The 22,205-nt window shown below is 37.9% G+C and carries 18 protein-coding genes and 1 other annotated feature; of the genes, 7 read left to right on the top strand and 11 right to left on the bottom strand.

Annotated features, from left to right (window positions below):
- The 11 genes from tssH to dinG all read right to left on the bottom strand — a co-directional run bounded on the left by tssH (window position 1) and on the right by dinG (window position 13,460).
- Window positions 1-2,583 (bottom strand): type VI secretion system ATPase TssH, encoded by a 2,583-nt coding sequence (gene tssH / locus A6E06_RS03280; RefSeq protein WP_065591613.1) that lies wholly within the window; start codon window positions 2,581-2,583, stop codon window positions 1-3.
- A complete protein-coding gene (gene tssG / locus A6E06_RS03285; protein ID WP_065591614.1) occupies window positions 2,580-3,614 on the bottom strand; it encodes a type VI secretion system baseplate subunit TssG in 1,035 nt (344 codons plus the stop codon). The genes tssH and tssG overlap by 4 nt, the downstream gene beginning before the upstream one ends.
- On the bottom strand, window positions 3,578-5,329 hold the full coding sequence (tssF, locus tag A6E06_RS03290; protein ID WP_065591615.1) for a type VI secretion system baseplate subunit TssF: 1,752 nt from the start codon (window positions 5,327-5,329) through the stop codon (window positions 3,578-3,580). The genes tssG and tssF overlap by 37 nt, the downstream gene beginning before the upstream one ends.
- Complete coding sequence (tssE, locus tag A6E06_RS03295; protein ID WP_065591616.1) at window positions 5,326-5,751, bottom strand: type VI secretion system baseplate subunit TssE; 426 nt, start codon at window positions 5,749-5,751, stop codon at window positions 5,326-5,328. Before tssE ends, tssF begins: the two co-directional genes overlap by 4 nt.
- A gap of 110 nt (window positions 5,752-5,861) precedes the next feature.
- Entirely contained in the window at window positions 5,862-7,337 is a 1,476-nt protein-coding gene (gene tssC, locus A6E06_RS03300; RefSeq protein WP_065591617.1) for a type VI secretion system contractile sheath large subunit, read from the bottom strand.
- A gap of 3 nt (window positions 7,338-7,340) precedes the next feature.
- Window positions 7,341-7,838 (bottom strand): type VI secretion system contractile sheath small subunit, encoded by a 498-nt coding sequence (tssB, locus tag A6E06_RS03305; RefSeq protein ID WP_065591618.1) that lies wholly within the window; start codon window positions 7,836-7,838, stop codon window positions 7,341-7,343.
- Window positions 7,839-7,886: 48 nt separating this feature from the next.
- Window positions 7,887-9,437 carry a type VI secretion system protein TssA gene (gene tssA / locus A6E06_RS03310; protein ID WP_065591619.1) on the bottom strand — a complete coding sequence of 517 codons (1,551 nt, stop codon included), beginning with the start codon at window positions 9,435-9,437 and terminating at the stop codon, window positions 7,887-7,889.
- 273 nt (window positions 9,438-9,710) lie between these two features.
- Window positions 9,711-9,863: a pleiotropic regulatory protein RsmS gene (rsmS, locus tag A6E06_RS03315; protein WP_255310643.1), complete on the bottom strand. Its 153-nt coding sequence runs from the start codon at window positions 9,861-9,863 to the stop codon at window positions 9,711-9,713.
- Window positions 9,864-9,906: 43 nt separating this feature from the next.
- Window positions 9,907-10,458 carry a primosomal replication protein gene (locus A6E06_RS03320; protein ID WP_065591621.1) on the bottom strand — a complete coding sequence of 184 codons (552 nt, stop codon included), beginning with the start codon at window positions 10,456-10,458 and terminating at the stop codon, window positions 9,907-9,909.
- A 27-nt stretch (window positions 10,459-10,485) separates the two neighbouring features.
- Window positions 10,486-11,256 carry a TSUP family transporter gene (locus tag A6E06_RS03325; RefSeq protein ID WP_065591622.1) on the bottom strand — a complete coding sequence of 257 codons (771 nt, stop codon included), beginning with the start codon at window positions 11,254-11,256 and terminating at the stop codon, window positions 10,486-10,488.
- A 119-nt stretch (window positions 11,257-11,375) separates the two neighbouring features.
- Window positions 11,376-13,460: an ATP-dependent DNA helicase DinG gene (gene dinG / locus A6E06_RS03330; protein WP_065591623.1), complete on the bottom strand. Its 2,085-nt coding sequence runs from the start codon at window positions 13,458-13,460 to the stop codon at window positions 11,376-11,378.
- Window positions 13,461-13,991: 531 nt separating this feature from the next.
- On the opposite strand from dinG, the gene A6E06_RS03335 reads away from it, so the two are divergent.
- From A6E06_RS03335 to hisH, 7 genes are all read left to right on the top strand, one after another.
- A complete protein-coding gene (locus tag A6E06_RS03335) occupies window positions 13,992-15,011 on the top strand; it encodes a porin (protein WP_065591624.1) in 1,020 nt (339 codons plus the stop codon).
- A 627-nt stretch (window positions 15,012-15,638) separates the two neighbouring features.
- Window positions 15,639-16,658 (top strand): porin, encoded by a 1,020-nt coding sequence (locus A6E06_RS03340; protein ID WP_065591625.1) that lies wholly within the window; start codon window positions 15,639-15,641, stop codon window positions 16,656-16,658.
- A 242-nt stretch (window positions 16,659-16,900) separates the two neighbouring features.
- Window positions 16,901-17,024, top strand: a sequence feature (His leader region).
- A 71-nt stretch (window positions 17,025-17,095) separates the two neighbouring features.
- Window positions 17,096-17,992 (top strand): ATP phosphoribosyltransferase, encoded by an 897-nt coding sequence (gene hisG, locus A6E06_RS03345; protein ID WP_065591626.1) that lies wholly within the window; start codon window positions 17,096-17,098, stop codon window positions 17,990-17,992.
- A 5-nt stretch (window positions 17,993-17,997) separates the two neighbouring features.
- A complete protein-coding gene (gene hisD / locus A6E06_RS03350) occupies window positions 17,998-19,332 on the top strand; it encodes a histidinol dehydrogenase (RefSeq protein ID WP_065591627.1) in 1,335 nt (444 codons plus the stop codon).
- 9 nt (window positions 19,333-19,341) lie between these two features.
- Window positions 19,342-20,382 carry a histidinol-phosphate transaminase gene (hisC, locus tag A6E06_RS03355; RefSeq protein WP_065591628.1) on the top strand — a complete coding sequence of 347 codons (1,041 nt, stop codon included), beginning with the start codon at window positions 19,342-19,344 and terminating at the stop codon, window positions 20,380-20,382.
- A 73-nt stretch (window positions 20,383-20,455) separates the two neighbouring features.
- Window positions 20,456-21,529 carry a bifunctional histidinol-phosphatase/imidazoleglycerol-phosphate dehydratase HisB gene (gene hisB / locus A6E06_RS03360; protein ID WP_065591629.1) on the top strand — a complete coding sequence of 358 codons (1,074 nt, stop codon included), beginning with the start codon at window positions 20,456-20,458 and terminating at the stop codon, window positions 21,527-21,529.
- 8 nt (window positions 21,530-21,537) lie between these two features.
- Window positions 21,538-22,152 carry an imidazole glycerol phosphate synthase subunit HisH gene (hisH, locus tag A6E06_RS03365; RefSeq protein ID WP_065591630.1) on the top strand — a complete coding sequence of 205 codons (615 nt, stop codon included), beginning with the start codon at window positions 21,538-21,540 and terminating at the stop codon, window positions 22,150-22,152.
- Window positions 22,153-22,205 lie beyond the last annotated feature (53 nt).

Consider the following 22,205-nt stretch of genomic DNA (forward strand, 5'->3'; position numbering starts at 1 on the left):
CTATTCCCCAAACTCACAAAACACGTGACCATCGTCATCGATATTGAGAGATATATTACTTAGAGGTTCTTTTCGAGCTAATGCTAATAGAATCTGAGAGGAGAATGCTGGCTTTAATTGGTTATTAATAATGGCATCTATGTTTCTTGCACCGGTTTCGGTCAGCGTGCAACTTTTGGCAATGTGCTGAATTATATTTTCGTTATAAGTGAGTAGTATATGTTGTTTATCTAGTTGTATTTTAAGTTGTTCCAACCGAATAGTTACAAGATCTTCCATGCTTTCCATATCTAATGGGAAAAAGGGTACTACACTCATTCTGCCAACTAATGCGGGTTTAAAATATTGATTTAATGTTGGACGAATTGCTTTTGTGAGAGCCTCGACTGTTGGTTTTTCTTCTTGATTGCAAAGCGCTTCAATATGATCTGATGCAAGGTTAGACGTCATAATAATTAAGGTTTGTCTGAAGTTTATTTCACGACCTTCACCATCGTTTGCTGTACCTTTATCAAAAATTTGATAAAAAATATTCATCACTTCAGGGTCTGCTTTTTCGACTTCATCTAATAAAATAACGGAATAAGGTCTTTGACGGACAGCTTCGGTTAATACTCCGCCTTCTCCATAACCGACATAACCAGGAGGAGAACCAATTAAACGAGATACGGTGTGTTTTTCTTGAAATTCAGACATGTTAATAGTAGTAAGAAATTGCTCGCCCCCATACATTAGATCTGCAATTGCTTGTGCGGTTTGTGTTTTACCAACGCCGCTTGGGCCTACAAATAAAAACACACCGGTAGGCGCATTTGGATTATTTAAGCCAGCAGCTGTTGCTTGAATGGCTTTTTCTAAAGCAATAACCGCTTGATCTTGTCCCTTAATTTGTTCTTTAAGCTGCACTTTAATGCTCAATACTTGAGTTGCTTGCCCGCGCTCTAAGGTGCTCATTGGAATACCAGTCCAATGAGAGACGACTTCAGCTACAAGAGAAGGGCATGTTTCGTAATTAACTAAAGAACCAGATTCTTGTGCCGTGAGAAGTTGTTGGTAAATGTTTTGTTGATTACACACTAACCGTTCTCGCTCTTTGTCATTAGAGGTGCGTGCTATATCGATTCTTGATGTTAATAAAGCTTCAGCCAATTCTTTTTGGGTTAACCATTGCTGTTCTAAAACATTTGCTTCTAAGTGAGTATCTGCAAGTAGAGATCTAAGATTAGAGATAAGTTTTACATCAATAGAGATCCCTGCTTGTTGATCTCTCACAACGCAATCGAGTTCACGCTGAGTGATTGCAATCTTATGTAAAAGGGCTTCGAGTGATTCAGGTTTTGCTTTGAGATTTATTTTTACTCTAGCGCAAGCGGTGTCCAGAAGATCTATCGCTTTATCTGGAAGTTGTCGACCACTAATGTATCGAGCTGACAATTCAGCTGCGGCAATGATGGCATCATCTCGGACATACACACCGTGACTTTTTTCATAGCATTCAGCTAATCCACGCAAAATAGTCACGGCTTGCTCAACGCTTGGTTCATTAACCTTCACTGGTTGGAATCGTCGAGCTAATGCGGGATCTTTTTCTATGTGTTTTTTATATTCTGACCATGTGGTAGCTCCAATCGTACGAAGCTCTCCACGAGCAAGAGCCGGTTTTAATAGATTTGCTGCGTCATTACTCCCAGCTTGTCCACCAGCACCGATAAGAGTGTGAGCTTCATCAATGAAAAGTATGATAGGTGTTGTGCTTTCTTGTACGGCCTTAATTACTGAATTTAGACGACGTTCAAATTCACCCTTTATACTCGCTCCTGCTTGTAATAACCCTAAATCGAGAGAAAGTAGGGCGACATTTTCTAATAATTCAGGAACTTCACCATGTGCAATCTTCAGTGCCAAGCCTTCTACAAGTGCTGTTTTTCCGACTCCGGCTTCACCGACAATCATTGGGTTATTTTTACGACGGCGAGCTAAGATATCGATCATTTGCCTGATTTCACTGTCTCGGCATAAGACTGGATCTATTTTATTTTCTTTGGCTAATTGAGTGTAATTTGTTGTGTAAGATTCAAGAGCACTTTGGTGTTCTTGATTTGTATTACTACTTTTTTCTGTTGAAGAAATTAAGCCTTCTACTTGTTGTTTTAACGATGTAACAGGTATCACACTTAATTCACGATAATAGGGGGTGTGGCCATATTTATTTGGGTGAGATAGCAACGTTAATAATAGGTTAGCAGCAAGAACTTCAGGTAATTGCATTTCTAATCTTGAATATAAATAGCTTTCTTGTAACCACTCAATTAAGGCAGTAGACAGTACGGGGTGATTACTTTCAGAAGCCGTACTTTTTCTACCGTGCTGTAATGCTTCAATTAAACGTTCAGTAGATACTTGATATTGCAGGCAGACTTTGTTCCAAAAACTTTGAGGGTTATTGAGGGCGGCTAGAATAAAGTCTTCACAAAGAACTTCGTTACCACCTCGAACTACGCAGAGTTGAGCTGCTTGTTCTAATGCTAAATGAGATTCTTTATCTAAGGTTTTTATAAGTTGAGATAATTCTACGTTAATCATGATGCTTTTCCTGAAAGTGTAATACGGCCTTCATTTGCACTTGAACCTAGCCAACTCGTCCAACCTAAGCAGCATTCATTGCTGTCTGATAGTGTTAATGGACGGGGTTCTCCGTTTTTTAAATGAAGCTGAATATCAAAGTCGAGTGGATCTTTAATGGTAAATTGAACCAATCTATTTAGCGTAATCCAATTCGGTTTATCGATTAAAAATGAATGAAAATGTTCCCAAGTTAACTGCGTAATATGGATTCGGAACTTGTTAGCACGGTCGGGGGCGCTATCACCTAACACCGAGCTAGTGGATAATGAAGCGTTTGCTTGTCCTAAAGCACAGAGTTGTGTCGTTGGGATTTGGCAATGACGCAAAATACATTCCTCGATATAAATATCGGAATGTTGGAAGTAGTATCGTAATAACGCTTCAATGGTATTTGCGGACCGAACTCGTTGACTAAGCAACCCTAAATAAGGGAAGAGTCGTGACCAGTTTATTGATTTATCTTCTCGAAGTTCTTCTTCTTTTAAGCCGAGTAATGCAAAAATATGTTGAGAGAAAGGGTCGTTAGCCCCCTCTCTAAACGCGGCATTGTAACGATATTTTTGCCATACGGTTCGGATAAGGCGATGAAGACGATGGTGGAAAATATCTAAAAAAGGTTTCAGAATATTATTTTCATCTTGTAATAAATAATCATTGTAATAATGCGGTAAAGGCGAAGACGCCCCGATTAATGACAACATATTTAAGGACATGATAACTTTTGGTAAGCCATTACCATCGATGCAGATTGATATTGTTTGAATCTCTCGAGCGGCAAACCCTTGTGACGCATTCGCTATAAATTGAATGCGTTCATAAGCCTGATCATGAGAATAATCGTAATGTAGGCTTAATTGATGACATACATGATCTAACGCTTTCATTAAAGATAAATGACCGATGAACTCAATGGAGATTTCCAGTGTTTCTACAAGAGAAGAGACCGGCGTTATTAGATTAGAGGTTGTTGCCCCATTCTTGGTTGCCATGAATAGTCTCCTCCATCGGTACTTGTTACATTTAACTGATTAAATGAATTCATGCTCGTATAAAGAGAAAGAAATTCATTAATGACACTCGCAAATAAATACAACTCACCTTCACATAAAAAGTTTTTACTATTGAGTTTTAAATGGGTATTCATTGCTCGGACAGGAGCACCTTGATAAAGCATATCGCTAGGTTTAGTTGTTATGTTTTCAATACCATCAATTAGTCTCTGGTGTTTTTTCCCTTTCGCATCATCCTGTTGGCCTGCAAAATCGTATGCAGATAAAATACGTTTAAAAGCTTCAGGTTTTGTTAATGATAGGTAGTTTAAAGACATATTAGAAATTAAAGACCACAAGCCATCTTTCTCAATTGGCGGTGTGTAGCAAGGTGTTACGGTGCGAATGTTAGTAAAGGTTACAGAACCTGCGGTTTGCGATGTCGTTTGGGTTATAGAATCAATAGCTAAACGTTGTGCTAAAGGACCATTACAAGCCGTTACCCCAAGAGATACTGTTATGTTATTAGTAAATGTATACTGAGAACGAAATGATAAATAGGTATCAAAATGCCCAGTAACAATGTTCTTTTCTTGTCGGATGCTGTAGTAATTTGAATGTTTATTTGAATCATTATGTTCAAAGGATTCGAAATGATAAAAATCAATACGTCCTTTCTGGCCAGGGTTCCAGCCATGAACTTCTTCGATTGATAAAATAGTACTTTGATTATCGGTTAGTGATGCTGGTGTAATTTTATACTGGTCTTTACGATGTGTTAATAAGAGTGGTTGCGTGTCTGTTTTAAATGAATTGACAATAGGCGTGCAAAATAATTCTGGTTGTACACGATTAGCATAAAAAGGTTGCTGAGTAATATTAGCTAGTGTGAATTTGAGATCGATATATTTACAACCTTCACTAAACGAAGCTGGCCAAACAGGCAACTCAGTTAAGTCAATGTAGTAATACTTTTCGGGATAACAAAAAAACTCTTGTATGTGACGATAACCTTCAAAAGTATTGAGTGGGTAATCGAATAGGTTTTGTTCAGTGGAAAAACCTACAGCTTGAATACTCTCTATTGGGAAAGTACCTCGGTTAATAATATCTTGTTCATTATTTAATGCACAAAATTCAGCTTGAGTGGTTGCAGATCTTAGGGCCATTATTAAAGAAAGGCAGCTTGCTTTATCACCATTAAAATGGACTTTCAGTTTTGACATATCTAATGAGTGAAGATGAACACCAGACGACAGCTCTAGTCTAAGTTGATATATCCCCCCATGACCATTTGCAGTAAAAGATGAAGATTCCATAGAAATAGGATATATATCAATGTCATAACAGGTTTTGAATTGACATTGAATACCATCAATAGACTGGCTTAATACCTCCGTCCCTTTAGCTATGTGTGTTTTTTGAGTTAATTCACTAGCCGGAGTAAACTTTAATGTACTCATTGCAGGGATAGCTTGAACATAATTAGGCCAAAGTAACCGCATTAGTGAATGAGTTAATTCTGGTAATTGATTATCTAAGCGCTGATGTAGGCGTCCGACTAAAAAAGCAAAACCTTCAAATAAGCGCTCAATATCAGGGTCAAGACCTTCTTGACCAAGAAAAGGGGCTAAGGCGGGATTTTCTTCCGAAAAAGATTTACCTAGCTCTCGTAGAGCAACTAGCTCAGATTGGTAATATTGATTAAAACTCATGCAGCACCTTGCATATTTCTATTAGCTGATTGTTGTCCGCTAGTTTTTGCATGAGTTGTAAATGAGATAGGAACACTCTGGCCATTCAATATGACGTCACCTTGAACATCAAAATAAAGGTGAAGAGGGCTATAAATATCACCTAGATAATTGACTTTAATATTCGTAAGACGGGTTTCATAACACTGAATCACTCGCTCTACCTCTCTTTTTACATGAATGATCGCATCGTGAGGAGTCATGTGAGACATATTAAGATCTGGTAAACCTAAGTCAGGACAAATAAGAGCGTCTCCTTGTCTGGTTGATAGCAATTGCGAGACATGAGATCGAATTGATTCCGTTATGTCACTAGGCTTAACAACAGCATTGTTCCGTGTTATTCCTGTTAATAGCCGTTCAAATAATCGTTGTGCAGCCATGTTTTGTTAGTCCCTTAAATATACCGTTCGAGAAAATAGGATCGTGATTATGTTTTGTAAAACATCTGCGCTGACGTCATTATTGGAGTCAACGCAGAGTGGAGTAAGCATTACTCTTGGTCTAACTTGCCAACTAATGAGAGCGTAAAGTCTGACCCCATATATTTAAAGTGGGGGCGAACTGATAGGTTAACTCTGTACCAACCAGGGCTTCCTTCTACATCGCAAACTTCAATGTTTGCCGCACGAAGAGGGCGTCGACTACGAACCTCTGCGGGTGGATTTTCTTGGTCTGCGATGTATTGTCTTATCCAAGAATTTAATTCTTGCTCTAAATCGGTTCTTTCTTTCCAACTACCAATTTGTTCACGCTGTAATACTTTTATGTAATGTGCAAGGCGACTGATGATAAAGATATAAGGAAGTTGCGTACCTAAGCGATAATTAAGTTCCTTATTTCTTCCTTCTTCACTGTTACCAAAAAACTTTGTTTTTTGAACTGAATTTGCAGAGAAAAACGCTGCATTATCAGAGCCTTTACGCATGGTTAAAGCGATAAAGCCTTCTTCGGCTAACTCATATTCACGACGGTCTGAAACGAGTACTTCTGTTGGGATTTTTGTTTCAATATCACCCATACTTTCAAAATGATGTAGAGGTAAATCTTCAACAGCCCCACCAGATTGTGGACCAATGATATTTGGACACCAACGGAAGTTAGCAAAACTTTCTGTAATACGAGTCGCCATTGTGAAAGCAGTATTACCCCATAAATAATCTTCATGAGTGGCAGAAACATTTTCATGATAATTAAATGTTTTGACTGGATTATCTTCAGGGTCGTAAGGTTGACGTAGCAGGAATCTTGGTAGGGTTAAACCTACAAAGCGAGAATCTTCTTGTTCACGGAATTTTTGCCATTTTGTATATTGTGGACTCTCAAAATGGTCGTTTAAATCTTTGAGGTCAGGTAAGCCTTCGAAAGAGTCTAGACCGAAAAATTTAGGACCAGCAGCAGAAATAAACGGCGCATGAGCCATGGCTGCTACAGACGCCAAATTTTGAAGGTTTTTAATATCGGGAGCAGAAGGACCAAAGTGGTAATTACCAATAATAGCACCAACCGGTTGGCCACCAAATGTACCAAATTCGTTAGTATAAACATGCTTATACAAACCAGATTGGGTAATATCTGAGGCATCTTCAAAATCCTCTAATAAATCATTTTTTGAAATACTAATAACTTCAATTTTAATGTTTTCACGGAAATCAGTTCTATCAACGAGTAATTTTAAGCCACGCCATGCTGATTCTAATTGTTGAAATGATTCATGGTGTAAAATTTCATCAACTTGCTTACTTAATTGTTGATCAATTTCAGTGATCATTTTATCGATTAATGCTTTTTTTACAGGCTCTTCTTGGTTTTTTGGTTTTAATAGCTCTTCAATAAAAGCACTGACGCCGCGTTTAGCAATGCCATAGGTTTCATCTTCTGGTGTTAAATTGGTTTGAGCAACGATTTGGTCAAGAAGGCCAACCGTGATTTCAGGTTGAACTTCTTGTACTGCGCTTATATCGGACATTGATTATTCCTTTTCCTTTGTTAAACCTAATTCGCTCAGTAGCTTTTCTCGTGCATTTTCATCAACGAGAGCGTCTTCAATTGCTTTTCTAAATGAAGGTGCATTTCCTAGTGGACCTTTTAAAGAGACTAAAGCTTCACGCAAATCCATCAGACCTTTTAGTTCAGGCACTTGCTCAACGATACTTGCAGGATCAAAGTCATTGATTTTTTTGAATGAAAGATCGACAGAAATTTTCTCAGGCCCTTCGCCATCTTGGAGTTGGTTTTTTACACCAAAAGAGATGTTTAGGTTCTGTTTTTCAATGACATCGTTAAAGTTGCTTTTATCCACATTGAATGGCTTTCTGTCTTCAAGTTGACGATCGTCTTGTTGGAGAGTGAAATCACCAAGTACCATCACTTTAAGTGGCAATTCAAGTTCTTCAGTTGAATCAGACTTTGCAGGTTTGAATGTCACATTTACACGCTCTTTTGGCGCGACAGATCCATCTTTTGACATGGGGGCTCCTAGATTTTCAATTTAAGAACAGTTCATTATATAAACTGTTTAGTCATTAATTACTCGTATTGGGTTTAGGCAACAGAGTCGTTCACGTAAAGTCGTTATGAGTTGAGTATCTTGTTTTTTTACAGGTAGCTTGCTTTGACACGAAAGCCAGAGATCTAATAGACGTTCTTCAAGCAAAGGATCCCAGTGTTTTAATACAGAATGTGAGTATTGGGTATCAAGCCACTTAAGAAGAGGACTTGCTAACTCGTACTTCTTTGCTTGTAATAACAAGGTTGCCTGTGAAAATTGCCAAAAAAAGGCTTCACGAGCAGAGCGTGATTGATGGTGGCCTGTAATAAGAGGCTGGAGTACGTCACTTAAAGGTTCTTGTTTCAATAAAGTAAGAGCTTCTCTTAATACAAGGTCCCATTCACTTGTTGTATTGCTTTCAACAAAGTGCGGTGTGGATTTTGTTGGGGGATTATGTTGAAGGCAGTTTTGCTCAATCCATGCTTGCGTATCAGGTTTTGCAAATTCAGAATTATCATCAAATTTTAGTGAAGTGATGCCAGGTGTTTTTTTCATAAGTAAAGAAAGTTGATCAACAATAGATTGAGCTGCTTCATGATGATTTAATTCGATTAAACTTTCCCATGCCATGAAATGGCCATCTAGCCAGAATGGAGATTTAGATAAACTCTCTTCAAGTTCAATGAGTAAACTCGCGTAGTTGGCCTCACTCTTTAATTGCTGAAAATGCTGCTGTCTAGCGAGAGGTACCGGCTTGAGCATGGTGACATTATCACCATCACTCGATGGAGCTTGAGTAATATTTAGCCAGGTTAGAGTACGGTTTAATTGATATGCTTTTTCATCATTTGTTTTTTGATTAAGCCAATATTTTGAAAGGCTGCGTGCTACATCCTGTAAATGACGTAATGCTTTATTTGCATTACGATCATCTGTTATTTCGTCTTGAGAAAATGAAAGGTTAGTGCTTGTATTTATAGATTTAATACTATTATTGGTGATTGTATTTATTTGTTCGCTTGGTACTGATTCTTTCCCTGATGTTAATCTTTTTTTATGCTTTTTAACTTGATTTATTAATAGGGTGACATTATCTGTTTGTGAATCAAAATTAGAGGTAATTGAGTTTTCTAATTTTAATAAAATGTCAGTTAAACTATCAATAATTTCAATGTCGACTATATTGTCAATGATGTCCTTTGTTTCTTTATTAATATGAGTGATTATTTTGTTAATCGATGAATATTGTTGTTTTTTTCTTTTTGGATAGATATCACTTTTATATTTAATGATAAAGTTGTGAATTGTTGATAAAAACTCAATAAACGTCACTGAAGATGGGACGTGTTTAAAAGAGAGTAGTAACCAATAAATAATCCTATAATCTTTACTTTTAATGGTTAGTAAATTCAATGAATTAGAGTGAACACTGTGCCAGTCCGTTTTGCTTGTAGCAAACAGATCGATAGCTTTATTGATTTCGATTTCAATAGTTTCAAACTCAGGCTCATAAGTAAGATCTATGCCTAAGCGATCCTCTTCTGATATATCAGAGAGAATTTCATTATAAGAATACATATTTACCCTAGCTAATATCAATCGATGTAAGCATTAAATAGCTTTTTATCAATATTGATATGGTGACATTATAATTATTTATTACTGATTTGATTGTTATTATCAATCTATTTATAAGTAAATATTAAATGGATAAAATGAAATAATAAAGAGGAATAATTCGTGGTTAAATTAATTGAGAAATAGATCTAAGTTTTATGCAAATAAGTCAAATAGATTTATTTGCATAAGAATTAATTTAAAAACAGCTGTCTCATTGGTGAGTCGTTTGTCTTATTTTTTCTTGTAATCATTAAGGACAATTTCAAGTGCGCTAATTGCTGTCTGTTTATCAACATTATTATTCTCTAGCAAATAGATTAAATCTACAGCTAGTTTTATGTCGTCAGGAGCGTGATCAAGAGGACTATTATTTTCTATTTCAATAATGGTTTCTGTGTTATCTGTGTTCTCAGAAAGTTTAGATTGATTAGTCATGTTGCTCTCGATAAGTAATTTGTTGTTCTAAACGAACCATTGCTTCTTTACAGCGTTGTAGTCGCTTTTCTGTCGTTAAGAGTGTTTTTTGTAACCCTTGTTGTTGAGTGAATGAATTACATTGATTAACCGCATGTTCTTGCTCTCGTATCATTTGAGTTAATCGGCGATCCCATTCTTGATGCTGCGCTAAGTCCTGGTACATATCGCTTATTGGTTTCTTATAACTGCCTTTGGGGCGCGGCTCATTAGACCGAATACGTTGAGTTGCAACTTCTCGTTGAACGGCTTGAATTTGAGAAACCAACATTTGGGTTAAATATTCAGCTCTTTGCGCGGTTAAAATATTTGCTTTTTCTTCTCTTTGTATCGATTTTAACGTTTCTTTTGTTTCATTAATACAAGGGACAAGATAGCGACTGCGGCAGCCGAACAATCGTTCATCAAATAAAGGCAATCGTTGCTCTCCTCGACGACGGTCAATTTCTGCGGCTGTTTTACCTAGTTGCTCAAGCATGATCTGAATTGAACTAAAGTTTGTCATATGAACCTCAGTGGTGATAGCGTGAAATTAGAACCAAGCATCTAAAGCCAATTTGAATGCTAAAATACACACAACAGTAACAAAGACAGGACGAATAAACTTAGAACCAAAACGAATCGCGGAATGCGCACCAATAAATGCACCGACCATTAAACACACTCCCATAGTAAGACCTAACGCCCAGTTAATATGCCCCAGAATGGCAAAAGTAACTAAAGAGGTAATGTTACTTGTGAAATTCATTGCTTTAGCTAAACCTGACGCTAATAAGATATTAAGGCGATACATAGCCATGCTACTTACCGTCCAAAAGGCACCAGTACCAGGACCTGCAACACCATCATAGAATCCTAATGTTAAGCCTTGTATTACTTGCTGTTTTTTTAATGTTGGTGTTTTTTCTGGTAATTGATTTTGTTCAGATATTACACGTGTAGGCCATATAGTATAAAGAGCAGCGGCAAGAATAATTAGGGGTAATCCTTTTTCTAACCATTCGGTAGAAATATAATTAACCAGTAATGTCCCGAAGGTAGCACCAAAAAGAGTGGCAACAAATGAAGCTTTCCAAAAACCAGGGTCAAATAGTTTCTTTTTAAAATAGGTTAAAGCCGCCGTTGATGAAGCAAAAGTAGCTGCAAGTTTGTTTGTACCTAAAGCAATGTGAGGTGGTAATCCAATTGAAAGTAAAGCGGGTACGGTTAACATACCACCACCACCAGCAACGGCATCAATAAATCCAGCAATAAAGGCAACCAACCCTAAAACAATTAGGGTACTAGGTTCAAGAAATTCCATATCAACTCTTATATAATAATGGGTATAGTGATATCAATACCAATAACATGATCTCTACTATTTTATAGAGAAATCATTTAATTATTGGCATAGTCTTAGGTTCGCAATGTGCGAAAGGTTTACTCAATTACCCTCTTAAAAGGAGGTAATGCATCTAAAAGCGCCTTGCCATAACGTTTAGTTATTACTCGGCGATCAAAGAGGACAACTCTACCAGAATCTTCTTCTTTACGCAGTAAACGTCCAACGGATTGAATCAATTTTTTACTGGCTTCTGGAACACTGATCTGCATAAATGGATTTCCACCTCTGCTTTCTATGTATTCAGAATGAGCCTCTTCAACTGGGGAGGTTGGGACACCAAATGGTATCTTGGTTATTATTAGGTTTGTGAGCAAGTTTCCTGGTAAATCTAACCCTTCAGAAAAACTCCCGGTTCCAAATAAGATACTAATTTTATTAGATTCACAAAGTTTTGAATGTTTTTTAATTATTTCTTGACGAGATTCTTGCCCTTGAATTAATAAACTCCATCCGTGTTTCTTTGCTATTTTTTCAATACCTTCTGCTACTTTATTCATTTGCCAATAGGAAGAGAATAAAACTAAGCTTGATGTTTGGTCTGCTAAATAAAAAGGCAGCTCTTCAATTAATAAATCTGTAAAACCGGGATCAGAGGGTTCTATTGGTAATTTTGGAATGACTAACTGTGCATTTTCTTGGTAATTAAATGGTGATGCTAAAGAAAGAAAACGAACGCCATCCTCTGGTTTTTCTGATATACCAGCTTGCTTACAGAAAAAAGAATAGCTATTAAGAGCACGCATAGTCGCTGATACAATTACTGCACCCGCGGCTCTGCTCCATAAATTTTGATCTAGCTGCCAACCTACTTCAAGAGGAGATACGTTAATTACAACGTCACTTTCTCTGTCTTTACTTTTTTCTAACCAACGAGCAAGTGGGGCTCCTTTATCACTATTGGGTTTTGCCATTAAAAACCACACTTGAGCCAAATTTTCTAATCGTTGAAGATAAAATCCCATTTCGGCTAATGCAGGTTCTGCCATTCTTGGTGCGAGTTCCCCATCTTTCATGCGTTCAGAAATCAAATCACTGATCTTCGCTAAAGCTTGATTGGCTTTCGTTGATAGTTCTTTTAAATCTTTTGATTGCTCAGCAAGCCAAGTTGGAATTTCACCATGCTCAAAGCGGTAAATACCATCATTATTAAATAAGGTAGGATCGAATTGTTTGCTTAGTTGACTTAAAGAGGGGATTAACTCTTGTAAATTATCATGCAGTGTATTTTGAAAGCGATTTACGCGTTTTTGGTCTGCAAGATTACAAAATTTACTGACAGATTTATTTAAAGATTCTAACCAAGACACGGTACCTTTTAAATTTGCAGCAGCAGCAGAATGTTCTCGAGCAACATGTGGTAAATGATGAGCCTCATCGAATATATAGATAGTCTGTTCTGGCTCAGATAAAACCACGCCACCACCAAGATCAATATCAGCCATTACTAGACTGTGATTTGCTATGACTACGTCAGCTTTATCAAGATGTTCACGTGCTTTTTGAAATGGGCATTCACGGTGCATTGGCAAACCGTTATGGCAACTGTATTTATCTGAAACGATAGATAGCCAGATAGATGATGGAATTGTACTAGGCCAGCTATCGGTATCACCATCCCACTTCCCCTCAGATAATGCTTTATACATACGTTTTAAAAGATCTAAATCTTTCTTTTTAGGTTTTTCTGTAAATAAGGCTGTTTGCTTATCTTCTTCATGATTCGTTTCTACTAATAAAGCCAGTTTGTGGCTGCAACAATAGCGCTGACGCCCTTTAGCTATAATAAAAGAGAAAGGTAATGGTGAAATACGACGATAAAAAGGAAGATCCTTATGAGCTAATTGTTCTTGTAAGGCAACTGTTGCTGTCGAAATCACAATTTTTTTATTATTTAGTTTAGCGAAAGGGATGGCACTTAGCAGATAAGCTAAAGATTTACCAATGCCTGTACCTGCTTCAGCAACAATCATGCGATGAGTTTCACTATATTCCCCAGCAAGTGATTTAGCGATTTCTGCTACTAAATAGTTCTGTGCACGGCGAGGTATAAAGCCGGGAAGTTGGTCTTGCAGTGTTTTATAGCTTTCGCGAATGCAATCAGTAACAGCTTTGTTCAGCATGAGTCGACTCAAATGGATATAAAAAACCATTGTAACACGCTTGTTTAAATGTGATCTCCTGCAAAAAATGGATTCTTATATAATAAATTAGAGACTTTTGTCACGATTTTGAGATGTATGCACTCTTAAGATGTAAATGTTAATTTTTAGACTGTCTATTTTGGTTGTTTTTCGTTTTATTTTGGTTTTTTATTCTTATTTTTCATACCTAAGTTTGCGTTATTTGGATTTATATTCTTTTAATGTGGAAAATAAATATTTATATATTTGTTTTTAATTGTGATTTTAAAGGACGTAAATTCATGCTGGTTGGGGTTATCTTGTTGTATTTTAAGTGTTTATATATTTTTATATTACTTTTGGTTTGGGTTTGACATGCGTTAAAACTTTTTGCAAAGTAGCTCTCGAATTAACGAAGTATGGATTAATCGCACGGTTAGATGCGTTGGTCGATACGGAATGAAAAATACATAAATACATGGAACCGGAAAACGGATTTCCAATCTTTCTAAGAAAAGGCAGTGGATTATTATGAAAAAGACTCTTTTAGCTCTTGCAGTAGCAAGCATCTCAACTTCAGCTTTTGCTGTTGATACAAGCAGCCAAAACAGTAAAAACGATGACATGTTTGCATTTGACTCTATGCATAAAGACCAGTTTTCTGTGTCTGGTTCTGTAGGTGTCGGTGGTTATTACGATACTGCATCTAAAGCAATATATGATGATTGGGCAACAGGTCTTACTTTAGCCGTTAACTACCGTAATAATCGTATTGTTGGTTACTTTGAAACTGACTTTATGTTGAACTACTCAACTGACCCTGATGCTAAAGCTGCATCTTCTTCTGATAAGTATTCAGGTCCTGCGACTGATGTAGATAAAGCATGGTTAGGTTTTGATACTGGTTTTGGTATTGCCTCTTTTGGTTGGGAAAATGATACTGCACTTGATGCTGTAGATGGCGCTGGTGATAATACTTACGAGTTTGGCGCTTCTGCGGGTGACGCTTCTGATGGTTTTAATGTTGTAAAATTCCAAGGTTCAACAAGCGGTTTTGCTTACGGTATTTCTTACTTTGAAACTGGTGACAATCATGTTGCTGCAGATAAAGGTGTGAATGGTTACGTAGGTATCGAGCAAGAGATCTTTAATGTATATGCTGGTTACGAAACTCGTGACGAAGCTGAGTATGATGTAATGACTGTTACTGGTAACGTTAAGCTTGGTGCCGTTAAACTGGGTGCAAACTTCTGGATTGAAGATGGTGATTCAGATGATCTAACAGGTAAAAACCTAACTAATAAAGAGAATACTGGTTATTACCTATCTGCTGGTTATGCATTAAGTGAAGACTTAACATTAGCAGCAGGTTACGCGGCTAATACTAAAGAAATTTCAAAGAAAGAGACTGATTACTCTTATATGAACGTGGCAGCAATGTACACACTAGCTAAGAATATGGATATGGGTATTGATATTCGTCAGGATCTTGATGCCGGTGCTTCTGATGAAGAAACTTATGTATTCGCAGCTGGTTATTACTACTTCTAGTATAACCATTTAAGTTTTTAAATTATTAAAACCAGTCTTTTGACTGGTTTTTTTTTGCTCTTTTTTTATGTAATTTAGCTGTTTGGTGTGTCGAGTTTTTAACATTGTTTTTTTTATTGATTGAAAAGTGAGGTAAAGGTCACAATTATTTTTTAGCATTTCTTATGAATTCTTTATTGTGGCTCTCGTGATTGAAAAAAAATACGACTAAATATAATTAGTTTTGTCGTATTTATTATTGTCAATTTCTATCTATAAATATGAATGCCCTGGTAGTGGTGTTGCGGGTAATTTAGGTTAATTTACATTTATTGCTTATTGTTATTAATGACTTACTGGCGAAGTGTTGATTCTCTCTGTGTTTATTTTTATTTTTATTTATATTTTCCAGTTTGAACTACGTCACATAATCAAAATGTCCGCTGTAACCCTCTGTATTGCTTGTATTTATCAATTTTTACTTTCCTTGACTTTGTGCGTTGACACAATGAGAAAACTTTAGCAAAGTAGCGTCCAGAAACAGAGACGCTAACAAGTCGCACAATTAGATGTAACTGTAGCGCTCTAACATAAAGGGAACCGGAAAGCGGATTTCCAAATCTTTCTAAGAAAAGGCAGTGGATTATTATGAAAAAGACTCTTTTAGCGCTTGCAATCGCAAGTATCTCAGCATCAGCATTTGCTGTTGATACAAGCAGCCAAAACAGCAAAAACGAAGACATGTTTGCATTTGATTCAATGCATAAAGACCAGTTCTCAGTATCTGGTTCTGTGGGTGTTGGTGGTTACTACGATACTGGTTCTAAAGCATTTTATGATGATTGGGCTACTGGCCTAACTCTAGCAGTTAACTACCGTAACAACCGTATCGTTGGTTACTTTGAAACTGACTTTATGATGAACTATGCAACTAAACATGATGTTGCTTCAGATGTTGGTACTGCTAAGTGGGTTAATGGTATTGAATCAGGTCCAATTGCTAATGTTGATAAAGCATGGTTAGGTTTCGACACTGGTTTCGGTATTGCGTCTTTTGCATGGGCTAATGATACTGCTCTAGATGCAATTGATGGTGCTGGTGACAACACATACGAGTTTGGTGCTTCTGCTGGTGATGCATCTGATGCATTCAACGTAGTTAAATTCCAAGGTGCTACAAATGGTTTTGCATACGCCGTTTCTTACTTTGAAACTGATGATAGCCATAAAGCTTCGGATACAGGTGTGAATGGTTACGTTGGTATTGAGCAAGAAACCTTCAATGTATACGCTGGTTACGAAACTCGCGATTCTGATTACGATGTATACACAGTAACTGGTAACGTTCAGTTAGGTGCTGTTAAACTAGGTGCTAACTTCTGGATTGAAGAAACAGATAAAAAAGCTAAAGATATGACTAACACTGGTTATTACGTATCAGCTGGTTATGCAGCCTCTGAAGATCTAACTTTAGCAATGGGTTATGCAGCTAATACTGAAGAAAATAATCTAAATAACACAGATACTGATTATTCTTTCGTTAACGTTGCAGCTATGTACACATTAGCTAAAAACATGGACATGGGTATCGATATTAAGCAAGAGCTTGAGAGTGGTACTCGTGACGAAGAAACTCATGTATTCGCAGCAGCATACTACTACTTCTAATCTCTTGATTTAAAGTAAACCAAATTATTAAGCCAGTCATTATGACTGGTTTTTTTTCGTCTGAAGAAAATTAAGATATAAGAGTATTTATTAAACTTTTTATGACATCAAAACTTTCTTTAAAATAATTGTTCTTTTTTGTTGAAATAAAACCACAGTTTGATAATGTATTTACAAGGTTAAAAACAAAATCAATTTGTTACTTAAAGGTTTATTATTATGCGTATTCAAGGTCTGAACATTCATCACCATCACCATCCTGAGTAGTCTTTCGGGAGGATACGTTATATCCGGAAGGCAATTAGAATTACCTTCCGATGAATAAAATTTCAAACCCTCGGAAGGTAAAACTTCTGAGGGTTTTTTCGTTTTATGACCAAAATTAGTAACGGATAACCACAACAAATTTAGAATTACATTTTTACAAGGAAGAGATTATGTCAGCACAACGTTTACGCATCGCAATTCAAAAGAAAGGACGTTTGTCTAAAGAGTGCCAAGAGCTGTTTAAGCGCTGTGGTATGAAATTTAACATCTCAGGTGAGCGCCTAGTGGTTCATTCTGAGAACATGCCAATTGATTTATTGTTGGTTCGTGATGACGATATTCCAAGTCTAATCATGGATGGCGTGGTTGACTTAGGTGTTATTGGCGAAAACGAATTAGAAGAAGTACGTCTAGAGCGTAAGGCATTAGGCGAGCCTTCAGCATTTACAACATTACGTCGTTTAGACTTTGGGGGTTGCCGTCTGTCTATCGCGATTGATAAAGATGCTGTTTATAACGGACCACAAGATCTAGCAGGTAAACGTATTGCAACAACCTACCCACAATTACTTAAAAGCTTTATGGATGAGCAAAATATCCCATTCTCAACCTGTATCTTAAATGGTTCAGTTGAAGTTGCTCCGCGAGCTGGTTTATCTGATGCAATTGCCGATTTAGTATCAACAGGTGCAACCCTTGAGGCAAATGGCTTAAAAGAAGTTGAAGTGATTTTCCGCTCTAAAGCCACGCTAATTCAACGTGAAGGAGAGTTCGATGCGGATAAAGCAGCATTGATTAATAAGCTACTTACACGTATGCAAGGTTGTATTCAAGCGAAAGAATCTAAATACATCATGCTACACGCGCCAACTAATAAGTTAGAAGCGATTAAATCATTACTACCGGGTGCGGAAGATCCAACGGTACTTCCTTTATCAAGTGATGGAGCGAAAGTGGCTGTTCACCTAGTGAGTACTGAAAATCTATTCTGGGAAACAATGGAACAACTAAAAGCATTGGGTGCAAGTTCAATTCTTGTATTGCCAATTGAGAAGATGATGGAGTAACCATTATGAAAACCTTAGTTTGGCAATCATTAAGCGACTCACAACAAGATACGGTGCTTCAACGTCCCGCAATTACAGAAGGCGCTAATATAACGGCTGCTGTAACCAGTGTGATAAATACGGTGAAGCAAGACGGCGATGCTGGCGTGTTAGCGTTAACTGAAAAGTTTGATAGGGTTAAACCTGATTCTATTCGCGTTTCAGCAGCAGAAATTGAAGCAGCGAGTGAGCGCTTATCTGAAAAGATGAAAGCGGCACTACAACAAGCTTATAGCAATATTTCTAAGTTTCATAAAGCACAAAAGCCTCAACCAATCAAAGTTGAAACTCAACCTGGTGTCGTATGTGAACAAATCACGATGCCAGTGAATAAAGTTGGCTTGTATATTCCGGGTGGTAGTGCGCCATTACCTTCAACAGTGTTGATGTTAGGTATTCCTGCACAGATTGCAGGTTGTCATAAAGTGGTACTTTGTTCGCCACCGCCGATTGCTGATGAGATCTTATACGTTGCTAAGCTATGTAAAGTCGATGAGGTGTATAACATTGGTGGCGCACAAGCGATTGCAGCTATGGCGTATGGTACTGAATCTGTCTCTAAAGTGGATAAGATCTTTGGCCCAGGTAACGCATACGTCACTGAAGCAAAACGCCAAGTTTCTAATGACTTTCGTGGTGCTGCTATTGATATGCCTGCGGGACCTTCTGAAGTCTTGGTTATTGCGGATGAAACGGCTGATCCAGACTTTATTGCAGCCGATCTTCTTAGCCAAGCCGAACACGGACCTGATTCACAAGTTATCTTAGTAACGCCATCGCCAATCATTGCAGATCAAGTGGCTGATGCCATCGAAAAGCAATTAAAAGAACTGACTCGTGCGGATATCGCTCGCCAAGCGCTAGGCTCTAGTTTGTTGATTATTGCTGAATCATTAACGCAATGTGTTTCAATATCAAACTTTTATGGTCCTGAGCACTTAATTGTTCAAACTAAAAATCCACGTGAATTATTACCATTGTTAGATAACGCAGGTTCTATTTTCTTAGGTGAATATTCTCCAGAATCAGCAGGAGATTATGCGTCGGGAACTAACCATGTATTGCCGACTTATGGTTATACCAGAACCTATTCAAGTCTTGGTCTTGCTGATTTTTCTAAGCGTATGACAGTACAAGAATTGACGGCGAATGGTTTAAAAGGATTAGCACCAACGGTAGTCACAATGGCAGAAGCAGAAGGGCTTGATGCTCATAAGCGAGCGGTTACCATCCGAGTTGAAAAACTAGCTAAGCTAGAAAAAGATCAGCTAAAAGCCAATCAGCTAGAAACGAATCAATAGGAATTCATGATGGAAAAGTTAGCCAGAAAACAAGTGCAAGCATTAACGCCTTACCTCTCTGCCCGTCGAATCGGTGGTACAGGGGATGTGTGGTTAAACGCCAATGAATCTCCATTTGATAATGAATACAAATTCAATTTTGCACGCCTTAACCGTTACAGTGAATGTCAGCCACCAGAGTTGATCAATGCTTATGCGGCTTATGCAAAAGTAAAACCAGAGCAAGTGCTAACATCTCGTGGTGCTGATGAAGGAATTGAATTATTAGTTCGTGCGTTCTGTGAGCCAAATGAAGATGCAATTTTATATTGCCCACCAACCTATGGTATGTACTCAATCAGTGCAGAAACCATTGGTGTAGAGACAAAAACGGTTCCGCTGACCTCTGATTGGCAATTGGATTTACCATCAATTGAGCAAAATTTAGATAATGTAAAACTGGTCTTTGTATGCAGTCCAAATAACCCAACTGGCAATGTGATTAACCGTAAAGATATTTTGTCTTTATTAGAGATGACAAAAGATCGTGCCATTGTGGTGATGGACGAGGCGTATATTGATTTCTGTTTGGAAGTCTCAACCGTTGATTTACTTGCTGATTATCCGCACCTAGCTATTTTGCGTACGTTGTCAAAAGCCTTTGCATTGGCTGGCTTACGTTGTGGTTTTACATTAGCAAATGAAGAACTGATTAATGTATTACTTAAAGTGATTGCACCATATCCAGTCCCCGTTCCTGTCGCTGATATTGCAACTCAAGCGTTATCTGAAGCAGGTTTAGCTCGCATGAAATACCAAATGCTTGATTTAAGCGCTAACCGAGCTTATTTGCACGCAGGATTAATGGTATTGAATGGAGTTACTGTTCATGAAGGTTGGGGTAACTATTTATTAGTGCAGTTCCCTGATGGCGATGCAGTGTTTAAAGCCGCGTGGGATCACGGCATTATTTTACGTAATTCACCAATTAAAGATTGTGTGCGTATTAGTGTTGGCAACCGCGAAGAGTGTGAAAAAACAGTAAGCTTTATTCGTAACCAATTAATTTAATGTTATCCCCAAACTTAGGAATAAGGCTTGGGGCTATCAATAATAGAATTAGAAAAATTAAAAGGACGTTCCTGTGAGCAAACAACAAAAGATTTTATTTATTGACCGTGATGGCACCTTAATTGTTGAGCCGCCTGTCGATTTTCAAGTAGACCGTTTAGATAAGCTAAAATTTGAGCCTCTGGTTATTCCTTCTCTATTGTCTCTTCAAGAAGCGGGTTACCGTTTAGTGATGGTGACGAACCAAGATGGTTTAGGGACAGATAGCTATCCGCAAGATGAGTTCGATGCGCCACACAATATGATGATGGAGTTTTTTGAATCTCAAGGCGTTAAATTTGATGATGTTCTGATCTGTCCTCACTTTGAAGAAGACAATTGCTCATGCCGTAAACCTAAATTGGGCATGGTAAAAGAATACCTTCAAGGTGGAAAAGTGGATTTTCAACACTCGGTTGTGATTGGTGATCGCCAAACGGATCTTCAACTGGCTGAGAACATGGCAATCCGTGGTATTCAATATCACCCCGAGACAATGAATTGGCCTACGATCTTAAAAGATCTGACGGTAAATGCACGAACTGCAGAAGTTATCCGCACAACTAAAGAAACAGACATTAAAGTGTTTGTTAATTTGGATGAGCAAGGTGGCAATACAATCTCAACCGGTCTTGGTTTCTTTGATCACATGCTTGATCAAATTGCTACGCACGGTGGCTTCCAAATGAAGATCAATGTCGAGGGTGACTTGCACATTGATGATCACCACACCATTGAAGATACGGCTCTAGCACTAGGCGAAGCGTTAAAAGAAGCCTTGGGTGATAAGCGTGGTATTGGTCGTTTTGGTTTTAGCTTACCAATGGATGAATGTTTAGCGCAGTGTGCACTGGATTTATCTGGTCGCCCATATCTGAAATTTGATGCGGAATTTAGTCGTGATCAAGTGGGTGATTTATCAACAGAAATGGTGGTTCACTTCTTCCGTTCATTAACGGATACCCTTGCTTGTACATTACACCTTTCTTCTGCTGGTCATAATGATCACCACATTATTGAAAGCCTATTTAAAGCGTTCGGGCGTACATTACGCCAAGCGATTAAAGTGGAAGGTAATGAACTGCCAAGCTCAAAAGGCGTATTGTAGGAGTGACTATGACAAAGCAAAATGTCGTTATTATTGATACAGGCTGTTCTAACGTATCGTCAGTGAGATTTGCTATTGAGCGTTTGGGTTATGACGTTACGATAAGCAGAGATCCACAAGTGGTATTAGCGGCAGATAAGCTGTTTTTACCGGGCGTTGGCACAGCAAGCGAAGCGATGAAGAACTTGGCTGAACGTGATCTCATTAAGTTGGTTAAGCAAGTTGAAAAACCGCTATTGGGTATCTGTTTAGGTATGCAACTTTTGGGTAAGCTTTCTGAAGAGAAAGGCCAAAAAGCAGATCAAATTGTGGATTGTTTAGGCTTATGTGACGGTGAAGTTCGTAAGCTTCAAACGGGTGATTTACCACTGCCTCACATGGGGTGGAATACGATTAAACCCGTTGAAGGTAATCCACTCTTTAAAGACATTCCAGAGAACAGTTACTTTTACTTCGTACACAGCTTTGGCATGCAAGTGGGTGATTATACGATTGCCTCTTGTGACTATGGACACCCCTTTACCGCCGCATTACAAGTGGGTAATTATTACGGTGTTCAGTTTCACCCAGAGCGTTCAAGTAAAGTGGGTTCAAAGCTTATTCAGAACTTTTTGGAGTTGTAAAGAAAGGGTTCAGAATAGAAAGAGTTCAGATCGGTCGCAAGCTCCCTTGCAGA

Source organism: Aliivibrio sp. 1S175 (assembly GCF_001690985.1).
In the GTDB taxonomy this organism is placed as follows: Bacteria; Pseudomonadota; Gammaproteobacteria; order Enterobacterales; family Vibrionaceae; genus Aliivibrio.

Excerpts from the sequence above, each read along its gene's own strand:
- tssC (WP_065591617.1), bottom strand. The coding sequence starts at position 7,337 with ATGTCCGATATAAGCGCAGTACAAGAAGTTCAACCTGAAATCACGGTT.
- A6E06_RS03325 (WP_065591622.1), bottom strand. The coding sequence starts at position 11,256 with ATGGAATTTCTTGAACCTAGTACCCTAATTGTTTTAGGGTTGGTTGCC.
- A6E06_RS03320 (WP_065591621.1), bottom strand. The coding sequence starts at position 10,458 with ATGACAAACTTTAGTTCAATTCAGATCATGCTTGAGCAACTAGGTAAA.
- tssE (WP_065591616.1), bottom strand. The coding sequence starts at position 5,751 with ATGGCTGCACAACGATTATTTGAACGGCTATTAACAGGAATAACACGG.
- hisC (WP_065591628.1), top strand. The coding sequence starts at position 19,342 with ATGGAAAAGTTAGCCAGAAAACAAGTGCAAGCATTAACGCCTTACCTC.
- hisG (WP_065591626.1), top strand. The coding sequence starts at position 17,096 with ATGTCAGCACAACGTTTACGCATCGCAATTCAAAAGAAAGGACGTTTG.
- tssG (WP_065591614.1), bottom strand. The coding sequence starts at position 3,614 with ATGGCAACCAAGAATGGGGCAACAACCTCTAATCTAATAACGCCGGTC.
- A6E06_RS03335 (WP_065591624.1), top strand. The coding sequence starts at position 13,992 with ATGAAAAAGACTCTTTTAGCTCTTGCAGTAGCAAGCATCTCAACTTCA.
- A6E06_RS03340 (WP_065591625.1), top strand. The coding sequence starts at position 15,639 with ATGAAAAAGACTCTTTTAGCGCTTGCAATCGCAAGTATCTCAGCATCA.
- tssA (WP_065591619.1), bottom strand. The coding sequence starts at position 9,437 with ATGTATTCTTATAATGAAATTCTCTCTGATATATCAGAAGAGGATCGC.
- dinG (WP_065591623.1), bottom strand. The coding sequence starts at position 13,460 with ATGCTGAACAAAGCTGTTACTGATTGCATTCGCGAAAGCTATAAAACA.
- tssB (WP_065591618.1), bottom strand. The coding sequence starts at position 7,838 with ATGTCAAAAGATGGATCTGTCGCGCCAAAAGAGCGTGTAAATGTGACA.
- tssF (WP_065591615.1), bottom strand. The coding sequence starts at position 5,329 with ATGAGTTTTAATCAATATTACCAATCTGAGCTAGTTGCTCTACGAGAG.
- tssH (WP_065591613.1), bottom strand. The coding sequence starts at position 2,583 with ATGATTAACGTAGAATTATCTCAACTTATAAAAACCTTAGATAAAGAA.
- hisD (WP_065591627.1), top strand. The coding sequence starts at position 17,998 with ATGAAAACCTTAGTTTGGCAATCATTAAGCGACTCACAACAAGATACG.
- hisH (WP_065591630.1), top strand. The coding sequence starts at position 21,538 with ATGACAAAGCAAAATGTCGTTATTATTGATACAGGCTGTTCTAACGTA.